Source organism: Paenibacillus amylolyticus (genome assembly GCF_003719335.1).
Lineage (GTDB): Bacteria > Bacillota > Bacilli > Paenibacillales > Paenibacillaceae > Paenibacillus > Paenibacillus amylolyticus_D.
On sequence record NZ_RIAS01000027.1, the window covers coordinates 39,202 to 48,381 of the forward strand.

A 9,180-nucleotide genomic window follows, 5' to 3' on the forward strand; every position below is an offset into this window, starting at 1 on the left:
CCCCATTTTATGCGGATATTGGATCAAAACAGGGGCTTTCGTCAAGACCATACGTTCGGTATAATGGAACTTTGACTCCATATGAATGGAATTCTCACTTTATGCCAATGAAACCATAGTCCCATATCTCATAGAACCATAACATATGGAACACGCAGCATTCGCAACTCACTCTATCTTACCAATTTACAATGCGATTGTGAAAAGGGCAAATTCTTTACTCTTGAACGGGATTATACAATCCCTGAATGTATACAGAGGTGGATGAAATATGTTAAGTCCGAACTCAACGTTTTACCCCCGTCCGCTCGGGGTGACCCCCGCGTCCTCCTTGCCTCAATCCCCTTCGGCACCGCTGGAAACCAGCCGGCAGCTTGTGGGAGATGATCAGCAGGACGCCTATTATTTCCGTTCGCTTGAAGAAGCCGGCATCAAACTTAACGGCCCGCAAATCTCGGCTGTCCGTCATGGTAAAGGGCCTATTCTCACCCTCGCCGGTGCTGGCTGTGGCAAAACAACTGTACTGGCTGCAAGAGCAGGCTACCTGATGGAAGTCAGCGGTGTACATGCAGGCAGCATTCTGCTCGTGACGTTTACCAACAAGGCCGCTGCCGAGATGAAAGACCGGATTGCTGCCCTGCCCGGCATCAGACCCGCTGCAGCAAGAGCTGTACAGGCCCGCACCTTTCACTCGTTTGCACTGACTTTGCTGCGCCATTACGGGGTGCAGGAAGACATTTTTGGTGAATCCCGTGCCCAGCATACGGTGCTGAAAATGCTTCTTCGCCAGAATGGCATGAGCGAGGCGTTTCAGCCGGAAAGTCTGCTGGCGATGCTGTCCGCCTGGAAAATGCAAGGTTCAGACACGGCAGACTTGCCGGAGAAAACGCAGGATGAGCGCGATGCCAAGCGGGTACTGCTCGGATACGAAACCTGGAAACAGGATCGCGGCAAAATGGACTTTGATGATATCCTGCTGCGCGCGGCTACGCTGCTTCGTGATCCGGCGGTGTTAAAGCCGCTGCAGCGGCGTTTTCAATACATTATGGTCGACGAATTTCAGGATACGAACCGGCTGCAATACGAGATTGTACAGATGCTCGCTGCGGCTCACCGCAATCTGATGGTTGTTGGAGACGATGACCAGACGATCTATACGTTTAACGGCGCACGCCAGGAATCGATTTTGGAATTCGATAAAGTATACCCGGGTGCACGCATCGTGACGCTGGACATTAATTATCGCAGTGATGCACGTATTCTGGGACTCGGCAGTGAGCTGGTCGCCCGTAATAAACGCAGACGTGACAAACGGCTGCGTGCGGCAGGGCAACGCGGGGATGCCCCCCGGTTCGCTACCCCATCTAACGCCGAGGAGGAAGCTGCCTGGGTCGTGAATCAGATCTGCCAGCAGGTGGAGGAAGGGCAGTATCCTTATCGGGATATCGCTATTCTGCACCGGACAGCCAGTAGCAGCCGGGCGGTATTTGAGCAATTGGTACTGAAGGATGTGCCCTTTGTACAGCACGGGGCCGCTCCGGTGTTCTATGATCAATCCCTGATCAAACCGTTGATGGACCATATGCGGCTGTCTCTGAACCCGCGAACAATGGAGGCTCTCCCAAGTGCACTCGGTCCGCTGTATGTGTCCCGTGATGCAGGACTGGAGTATATCCAGCGCTGTGAGCAGGAACAGGCCAAGAAATATCCGCTGATTCATCTGAGCAAATGGGACAAGCTGAAGCCTTTTCAACAGGAGCAGGTCAAGGAACGCATCAAGCTGATCAAATCTCTGCACAAGCTGAAGCCGATCATCGCGATTCAGGAGATGCGCCGCCAGTTCTACGATAAGTATATGGAGAGCGGCGACCCGACTATTTTTACCCATTATAAGGAAACGATGCTGGAAACACTGGATGAATTCGAAGCGGCTGTCAAAAAGTTCGAGACCGTGGAGGAATTCGTGCAATTCGCAGACGAGTTGTCCCGCAGACACCGCGAGATGGAATCACTGCGCCGGGCGCAGGATAGTGATGCGGTACAGCTCATGACCATTCACCGGGCCAAAGGGCTGGAGTTCCCATGTGTGTACTGGATCGGAGCCAGTGAAGGCATTGTGCCGCATAGCACCGCTCTGCGTCAGGATATTCCGGAAGATCAAAAAGCAGCACTCACCGTGCAACAGACGGATGCTGAATTGGATATGGCTTTGGAGGAAGAACGCAGACTTGCTTATGTGGCCATTACACGTGCCAAACAGCATCTATATGTGACATCACCCGCGAGCCATCACGGCAAACCTGCGGACGTGTCACGCTTCCTGCTGGAAGCCTTCGGCATGGAGGTTCCGGACAAACGTAAAGCACGGGAAGAGAGCCGTACTGGTGGCACATCGTCTTATGGAAATGTTGGACACGCAAGCTACAACAGGAACAACAACGGAAATAGTCAGATCAATGCGAAAGGTAATGTTAACGGTAATGGGCAACATCGAAGCAACAACGGAAACCGGAAAATTTCCGGAAATTCTGGAGACAACCGTAAACATGAAGATGGTAAGAGTGGCACAGATCAACGGACTTCGTCTTATGTTAAGCATGATCGGCAACGAAGTGCGATAAACCACAAGGATCATCGGGAAATGGAGATGCTGGATGAACGGGATGAGGATCGCCTTAGCGAACGACGGGGCAGTGGAATTATTCGAGATCATACAGCTTTTAGTACACCAGGTCTTCATCCAAAAGTTGGCGCTACAACCGCCACTTCGAGTACTTCCCGACATGCTGATTCTGCTCGATCAGGTGCAAGTAAAGCCGAACGGACAGAAACGGTGGCCATCTGGAAATGTAGTTCGGTTACATGCAAAGCATGGTTAAGGCAGAAACCGGCTGTACCTTCCGGCAAAGCCTCGAAAAAGTCCTCCTCGGGAGCTCCCGCCTGTCCACTATGTTCAGGAATGATGGTTGCGGGCACCCGGCAGGTTCCATTGACGAATCGATTTGGAAAATAGAGAGGTCTCTTCTTCGTTTCAGGGCGCTTGCTGCTGTTTATTAACAGTAGAAGCGTCTTTTTTCCAATTCAACTGTAAAATGGTCTTTTTTTTCAATACTGAAATGGGGGTTGGATTATGCAGGACGGTAAACAACATCTGTATGTGTCGGTAACTCATAACCTTATTGAACGAACGAGAAACGAATCTACTCCGTTCGAAGTCCTTGTGGATGACGGGCAATTGGCAACATTGCAAGATCTGATGAAAGTGCTTGAGGATGGGGACGACTACTCGTTGTAGCGGGCCCCCGTACCTTACAAATCAGCAGACCACGACGATGGAAATGAACGATTTACGGACGGAGTGACGATGCTGTACACCTTCCTCTACGATCATGGTACAACGGAGACCAGACAGTCTATAGAGGACATGAATGTGCTTCCCAAGTTGCAGAATACGGACTACGATGACCCGGGATATGAAAACTCACCAATGAATAAATGATGATGGATTAGCTTAATTTGTGTACGGCCCTTGGCATGAGCCATCTAAGATGAAATTTAACCATTCTACAACCAAAGCAATAACCCTCCTTCTGCTCCATTTAGAAGGAGGGTTATTCTGTCAGCGGAATTTTCAGCGAGATTAGTCATGGTTTAACTTTCAGTAATTATTACTTAGTTCGTTATATTCTATTTCTCAACGTCAAAGTCTAGTCCAATCGGACTTCCTGCCCTTTTTCGGCAGACTCGTAGATGGCGCACAGCATACGCGTAGAGGTCACCCCATCCGCAATCGGGCTGATGGGCGGCATACCGTTCAGGCAGCATTCTACAAAGTGATCGATCTGATTCTGGAATGCACCGTGAATGTCCAGACCGGAATGATCTGTCTGGGGTTCGATGTTCATGATGGTGTCATGTTTCTCGGAGACAATCAGCGTTTTGGGCTCCAGTTCAAATCCGCCGCGCTCACCGTACAGTTTAACAAAGGATTCATCCTCACGGGCATGTAGGGTAAAGCTCACATCTACCGCCAAGGAAGCACCATTTTCAAAACGAATCAGGGCATTTGCCATATCTTCCACATTATTGATCGCAGCACTGTAATCTGCCGCTTTGTAAAAGGAGAGATGTTCCACATTCGCACGATTGCCGAGTTTGCGATACGTATTCCCGCTGACGGATACAGGCTTCGGTCTTCCCATCAGATACCAGCACTGATCGATGATATGTACACCCAGGTCAATCAACGGGCCACCTCCGGAACGAGCTTTGTCCGCAAACCAGCCACCCGGATTACCGAGACGCCGCAAAATCGACGCTTTCGCATAATACAGTTCACCAAATTCGCCTGCATCTATAAATCTGCGTAGCATCTGCATGTTGTTATCGTACCGCCGTACGAAACCCACAACAAAGGTACGTCCGCTTTTTTTCACCGCTTCCTCAATTCGCAGTGCATCTTCCACGTTGGTAGCCACCGGCTTTTCCAACAGTACATGTTTGCCTGCCTCCAGTGCAGCAATCGCAAATTCCGCATGCGTATTATTCCATGTACAGATACTGACCGCATCGACATGCGGGTCTTCCAGCATCTCACGATAGTTGGTATATACGGACTGAGCGTCATACTTCTGTGCCGCCGCTTTGGCCCGCTCCTCATTCAGATCACAGATGGCATAGATGACGGCATCCTCATTTTTGGCATAACACCTCATATGAAGATCCGAGATGGAACCTGTGCCGATCATACCGATATGCAGCATTTGCTTGGTGCTCATCTTCGTCCTCCCTCCCTTTTCCAAAAACTTCGTTAACGTCTAGTCTGCCCGCAGCATGCCTTCGTAAATACCCGGTGTTGAATTTTCAATCTCCACCGCGCCCAGCGTTCGTTTGTAGAAGTCCATCGGCCCCGCCGATCCGATAATCGCGTAACCGTACCCATCGGCTCTCATCGCATGCATACAAGCCAGCAACAACGCAGTCCCCACACCCTTTCCACGGGCATCCGTGCTTACTCCAGTGGGCCCAAAGAAATTACGGCACGTCGCTTCGTAACAGGCAAAGCCAATCATTTTTCCATACTCCAGCGCAATGTAACAGGTCACAGGCTGACGCGCAAAAGCGACATCACATTCATCTACCCAATGCTGGTTAAAATGGGTTCTCACCCAGTTCAACACCTGCTGTTTCTCCGGAGCAATGGCTCTGCGAATCACAATGGATGCTGCCTTCAGCTTCTCCAGTCCGCCGTGCTGCTCCGGCAGACGATAAAGCGCGACCAACATATCACTCATCCGTTCGTTTCCTCCTCATCTGGCACGGAATGATCCGTGCATACTTTGAAATTAACCTAATCCTACTGCTGATAACCTGCTTTTTACGCGATAACTCAAATTAGAACTAATCGCACTGCTTACAGTGTTTATATCTCAACTGCAACACTGAGACAGGTTATCCCGTCAGTAAAGATGAGATGCGGTGATCTGTATAAAAGTTTACCGCGACACAACGCAGATGAGAAGGGATGATTACTAATGAAAAACAACATGAAAAAAGTAAGCACAATTATGGCTCTTTCTATGGCACTAAGCGGTGGAGCAGCTTATGCTGCGTCACTAGATAACACCGTTCAGCCTATGCAGGAAACCGTTACTTCTGCCCCGAGCAGTACTACAGGAGTTGTACATGTATCCGTCAATGGTGCAGCGGTTGCTAACGGATATTGGACTCAAGACGATAAGACAGCCATGATCCCGCTTCGAGCGCTAACCGAAGCTCTGGGAATCGAATTGAAATGGCATAAGGAAGACAAGTCCGCAGAGCTGACTCGCGGTGCCTTGTGGACTCAGGTTTTTGCGGATAAAGATCGTTACTCCGTCAACAAAATGCTGCTCACCCTCGGTACAGCTCCTCAAATTAAGGATGGAACACTTTATGTGCCTGCTGTTTTTGCGGAAAAAGTCCTACATGCCCAAGTAAGCACAACTGGAAATCAAGTAGAGATTAAAAGTGAGGAGGATGTCAAAACGGTTACAGAACGTGGCGTGATTACTCGCATTTCAAATCAGGATCAATATCAGTCCATTCAGATTGGCGGTGCAGGGCTGGATGGCATCGTATTGAACCTGAGCAAGGATACGCATCTCATTTCTGCAGAGGGAAAAGAGATTAAACTGGCTGATTTATCGATCGGCATGGTTGTCGAAGCTGAACATTCCTTAATGATGACCAAAAGTCTCCCTCCACAAACACCAACGTATAAAGTAACCGTGCTGGATACGGCGGCTGAAACAGCAGCGCAACCAGAGGAAACTTTGGGAACAGCAGGCACGATCGAAAATGTAAACATGAAGGACGGCACGGTATCCCAGATTGAGGTTAAAGGTATACGCCTGGCTGAGACTGCACCAGATCATGTCGTTTTAAATATCGATAAAGCTACTTCACTCGTAAACCAGGAAGGCGAAGCCGTGAAAGCAGAACAACTCACCAAAGGCGCAAAAGTAATCGGGTTCTATAGCCCAATGATGACTCGCAGCCTGCCTCCGATCGGTACAGCCTGGAAGGTAGTTGTCGAGCTTCCGACAGTTCAGCCCAAAGCTGAGTAAAGGCGGTAGGAAGTTAGATTTAGCCTATAGGTGTAATTAAAGTTAGAGTAAATGGGGAATTACGCAAGAAGGCAGAAACGCTAAAAACCTTTCCCTCCTGTCTTCTGACAGGGCGTGGAAAGGTTTTTGCACAAATGAGTAAGTATCAAAACTTCTAAGGTAAGTATTCTAAGCTAAGTATCTGTTTTCTTTTTTACTGGGTAGAAGAAGTGTGATCAAGCCTCATCCGAAGATTCTATAATTGCTTCAGCCTCAATCTCAACCATTAGCAAAGGATCAATAAGCGCACTGACTTCGACCATCGTAGCTACAGGTTGAATCTGTCCGAAAAATTCACCATGTGCTTTGCCAACCTCTTCCCACTTCGAAATATCCGTGACAAACATACGTGTTCTAACCACATCGGTCAAATCCGCACCAAGCTCTTTCAGTGCTTTTTCGATCGTCTCCAAAATGAATTTGGTCTGCACATACGGGTCACCCGCACCGACAACGACGCCATCCTGCATAGCTGTTGTCCCAGCAACCTCTACCCGGTTACCCACACGAATTGCACGGCAATACCCCACCAGCGGTTCCCAAGGGGAGCCCGTAAATACCTGCTGTCTGCTCATTTTCCTAACCTCGCTTTATGTCGTTTGGTAATTGGATTAAAGATGAATTATATCAGTCCGTCTTCATCTCAATCAACGGTATAAAGCTTAATTTCAATTTAATTATTCAATGCAAAGACCCCTGAACAAATCACTTTCACCTTGAGTAAGGTTGAGTGTTCAGGGGACTTAAAAAAAGTACCAGTTACAGTTTAATATTAGACTCGTCAAAGTAATCTTCCAGCGTCAAACCACTCTTCACAACATCTGGTGCAATATCTGCGCCAACATAGCGGATGTGCCAAGGCTCATACACGTAACCCGTCTTGCCTTCTTGACCTTTCGGATAACGAATAATAAAGCCATATTCTGCAGCATGTTCATCCAGCCATTTGCCTTCTTTGGACGAACCGAATACCTCCTCCAGCACATTGCCCACGCTTGGACTGGATACGTCTATGGCAAGCCCGGTCTGGTGTTCACTCCGGCCTGGAACGGCACTTACACGGGAAGCATACTCTTCCCCTTTGGTTTTCACATTATTGTTGTAGATAGATACCTGACGCTTGTAAGACCGGTATCCAGACACGGCACGAAGCTCAATCCCGTCTGTTTTGGCACCAGCAAACAGTTTCTCCAGCGCTTCCGCAGCTTCTTTGCGCATATGCCGCTTCTCATGTGGCCCCTCGAAGGAGAACGGCACGTCAGGCTCGACCAGATCACTCGGCTCATAGCCTTCCGGCAGACTGCGCTGTTTGTTGACAATGACTGTCATTGCCTCCGCATTAGTCACGACCGATTGGGGATCAATCGTTGTCTGCAGAGCGCTGATGCTGCGTTTCTCCATGAGCGGATCTTCCGTTGTGGCACCACCACTTCCATTGTCTGCAGAACCCTGTCCTTCTCCTGTAGATGCAGTGTCTGAGCCGTTATCTGTTCCTTCATCGCTACCCGAATTCGTTGTGTTATCTCCTTCAGCATTACCCTTGCCATCTGAGCCTGATTCATCGGTCAAATGCACGGTTGTGCCATCGGCTCCCTGCTCCGTATTCGGTGTTCCGTTTGCGTTCTGATTATCGTTCGAGCCGGAACCGTTCTGGCATGCAGCCAGCAAGGCTCCACATATCATAAGTGAGGACAGCAGAACTACGATTCGGCGCTGTCTTCCTGTTCCTGATTTCATCATAAAACTCCTATCACCTTAGTAGAATGAATATCTTTTTTTACGTTTTCTCATGGTTACGCTAGGGCGTGTCTGAAAACGCTGAAGTAAGCAGATTTTGCCGAATTTTCGTTCCAAGCCAGGAAGTTTCCCGCAGGCGTGCCGGGGCACGTCAAGGGGAAGTGACGTAGCAGGGGCAAAAAAGGTTTAAAAGATGCACTTCAGTAGGTTTCAAGACACGCCCTAATGTTCCCTGCGACAGTATACCTTAAATGCACGATAAGCTCCACCTGTAAAGAGTTCCTTCTCCAAGTCTCTACGCAGAAATATACCCTATATACAGCTTGTAGCCTTGATTTCTGTACATTTAATACAACATCCCAAACTTAGATAGCTTCAGATGGAAACTGGAAAAGAAAGCTAAACCCCACAAAAAAAGCAGGGGCGATCTGGTGATCTCCCCCCGCTGTGTTATGCATCATTTGGTTGCCGGGCTGTCCTTGTGCTTCTGGACAGCCTGCCACATCCGCGCCGCCACGCGCTCGCGGATCAGATCCAGACCGGCTGCTGCAGGCACTCCCGGCAGCAGCGCGGTCAGCTCGGGCAGCGCAGGCGGTTTGCCCGGCTGCGCGAGCCGCACCTCCACGGCGCCGAAGCCAGGCCCCGGCTGGTGCATGGCGCCGTCCGCGGCGGCCTCGGCGATCCATTCGCCGACGGCCGCGCCGCCTTCGCCAGCCCGCGCCTGCGGGCGGCCCGCCGTTTCCGCTGCGCGGCCCGGGCCGCTGGGATCATGGGCAAGTTCCTCTGCCCATGATCC

General features: G+C 49.9%; 8 protein-coding genes and 1 pseudogene. 4 read left to right on the forward strand and 5 right to left on the reverse strand.

Annotated elements, in window-relative coordinates:
* The first annotated feature begins 271 nt into the window (after positions 1-271).
* The 3 genes from EC604_RS28320 (at position 272) to EC604_RS30885 (ending at position 3,499) form a co-directional block, all read left to right on the forward strand.
* Positions 272-3,013 (forward strand): UvrD-helicase domain-containing protein, encoded by a 2,742-nt coding sequence (locus EC604_RS28320; RefSeq protein ID WP_240037275.1) that lies wholly within the window; start codon positions 272-274, stop codon positions 3,011-3,013.
* 117 nt (positions 3,014-3,130) lie between these two features.
* Positions 3,131-3,295: a hypothetical protein gene (locus tag EC604_RS30070; protein WP_161557077.1), complete on the forward strand. Its 165-nt coding sequence runs from the start codon at positions 3,131-3,133 to the stop codon at positions 3,293-3,295.
* 69 nt (positions 3,296-3,364) lie between these two features.
* Positions 3,365-3,499: a hypothetical protein gene (locus EC604_RS30885; RefSeq protein ID WP_275670059.1), complete on the forward strand. Its 135-nt coding sequence runs from the start codon at positions 3,365-3,367 to the stop codon at positions 3,497-3,499.
* Between the two features lie 208 nt (positions 3,500-3,707).
* On the opposite strand, the gene EC604_RS28325 is transcribed toward EC604_RS30885, so the two are convergent.
* A complete protein-coding gene (locus EC604_RS28325) occupies positions 3,708-4,778 on the reverse strand; it encodes a Gfo/Idh/MocA family protein (protein ID WP_123067302.1) in 1,071 nt (356 codons plus the stop codon).
* Positions 4,779-4,817: 39 nt separating this feature from the next.
* Positions 4,818-5,294 (reverse strand): GNAT family N-acetyltransferase, encoded by a 477-nt coding sequence (locus EC604_RS28330; RefSeq protein WP_123067303.1) that lies wholly within the window; start codon positions 5,292-5,294, stop codon positions 4,818-4,820.
* A gap of 252 nt (positions 5,295-5,546) precedes the next feature.
* On the opposite strand from EC604_RS28330, the gene EC604_RS28335 reads away from it, so the two are divergent.
* Complete coding sequence (locus EC604_RS28335; protein WP_161557078.1) at positions 5,547-6,608, forward strand: copper amine oxidase N-terminal domain-containing protein; 1,062 nt, start codon at positions 5,547-5,549, stop codon at positions 6,606-6,608.
* Positions 6,609-6,823: 215 nt separating this feature from the next.
* Here the strand turns inward: EC604_RS28335 and EC604_RS28340 are convergent, their stop codons facing one another.
* The 3 genes and pseudogenes from EC604_RS28340 to EC604_RS28350 all read right to left on the reverse strand — a co-directional run.
* Complete coding sequence (locus EC604_RS28340) at positions 6,824-7,222, reverse strand: RidA family protein (protein WP_123067305.1); 399 nt, start codon at positions 7,220-7,222, stop codon at positions 6,824-6,826.
* A gap of 184 nt (positions 7,223-7,406) precedes the next feature.
* Positions 7,407-8,384 (reverse strand): M15 family metallopeptidase, encoded by a 978-nt coding sequence (locus tag EC604_RS28345; RefSeq protein ID WP_123067306.1) that lies wholly within the window; start codon positions 8,382-8,384, stop codon positions 7,407-7,409.
* A gap of 457 nt (positions 8,385-8,841) precedes the next feature.
* Positions 8,842-9,180, reverse strand: a pseudogene (locus EC604_RS28350) (phosphoribosylglycinamide synthetase); the annotation flags it as partial.

Bases quoted from the DNA above. Each gene is read 5' to 3' on its own strand.
- EC604_RS28320 (WP_240037275.1), top strand. From the start codon at position 272: ATGTTAAGTCCGAACTCAACGTTTTACCCCCGTCCGCTCGGGGTGACC.
- EC604_RS30070 (WP_161557077.1), top strand. From the start codon at position 3,131: ATGCAGGACGGTAAACAACATCTGTATGTGTCGGTAACTCATAACCTT.
- EC604_RS30885 (WP_275670059.1), top strand. From the start codon at position 3,365: ATGCTGTACACCTTCCTCTACGATCATGGTACAACGGAGACCAGACAG.
- EC604_RS28325 (WP_123067302.1), bottom strand. From the start codon at position 4,778: ATGAGCACCAAGCAAATGCTGCATATCGGTATGATCGGCACAGGTTCC.
- EC604_RS28330 (WP_123067303.1), bottom strand. From the start codon at position 5,294: ATGAGTGATATGTTGGTCGCGCTTTATCGTCTGCCGGAGCAGCACGGC.
- EC604_RS28335 (WP_161557078.1), top strand. From the start codon at position 5,547: ATGAAAAAAGTAAGCACAATTATGGCTCTTTCTATGGCACTAAGCGGT.
- EC604_RS28340 (WP_123067305.1), bottom strand. From the start codon at position 7,222: ATGAGCAGACAGCAGGTATTTACGGGCTCCCCTTGGGAACCGCTGGTG.
- EC604_RS28345 (WP_123067306.1), bottom strand. From the start codon at position 8,384: ATGAAATCAGGAACAGGAAGACAGCGCCGAATCGTAGTTCTGCTGTCC.